The sequence below is a fragment of the [Flexibacter] sp. ATCC 35208 genome (assembly GCF_001975825.1).
Lineage (GTDB): Bacteria > Bacteroidota > Bacteroidia > Chitinophagales > Chitinophagaceae > Chitinophaga.
This window is the reverse complement of sequence record NZ_MTKN01000201.1, coordinates 1-751: the sequence shown is the minus strand read 5'-3', so window position 1 is coordinate 751 and position 751 is coordinate 1. Positions and strand designations below refer to the sequence as shown.

1 protein-coding gene is annotated in these 751 nt (G+C 32.6%); it reads left to right on the top strand.

The features are described from left to right. Positions 1-33: 33 nt before the first annotated feature. A complete protein-coding gene (locus tag BW716_RS35075) occupies positions 34-747 on the top strand; it encodes an outer membrane beta-barrel protein (RefSeq protein WP_235644031.1) in 714 nt (237 codons plus the stop codon). The last annotated feature ends 4 nt before the right edge of the window (positions 748-751 follow it).

Sequence of the window (751 nt, the reverse complement as noted above, 5' to 3'; positions counted from 1 at the left end):
GATTCCAGAATAACAAGACCAAGATAACAGGCTTTGAATCCGTATGTTATTTATCAGGATCCGTTTACTACTATAGAAGGAATCCCTAATTTGCTTCCTGAAAAGACTCACGCTTTTGAAATTGGTTCGATGTACAAAAAGTTGGATTTTAAAATAGGATATACTTATAAAATCGATCCAATTTCCGGAGCTGCTTTGCGTGGCGATACACCAAATAGTTATATTTTGAGATCATTAAATATAGAAAAAGAACATACTTTTTTTACTTCGCTTTCAAGATCATTTACAAACAAATGGTGGAATTCAACGAATACCATTAGTATGAATTTAAGCAAATCGATTGATAATTTTTATGAATATGCTTTGGGTCCTGTCAAACCTCAAATCTATCTGTATTCTAATAATACATTTACGATCCCGAATCTTTTTAAAGTTCAATTGCTTGCCTGGTATCTTGGCGATAAAAGCTACGGATTAAGAAGCGAAAATAGCAGATCGACAGTTACTGTAGGAATCGAAAGAAACTTTTTTAAAGAGGCGCTAAAAATCAATTTTACCGCAAATGATATCTTTCACGACTTTATGGTGTCCGGTAATTATGATGTTGGTAAAACCGAAATATATTATCACAGAACCTACACCACCAATTATTTTAAACTGATAGCAACATACAGTTTTGGAAATTCAAAGAAACAAGCTTTTAAGAAAACAGAGATTCAACAAAGCGAAAATAACAGAGCGAGATAAAGAA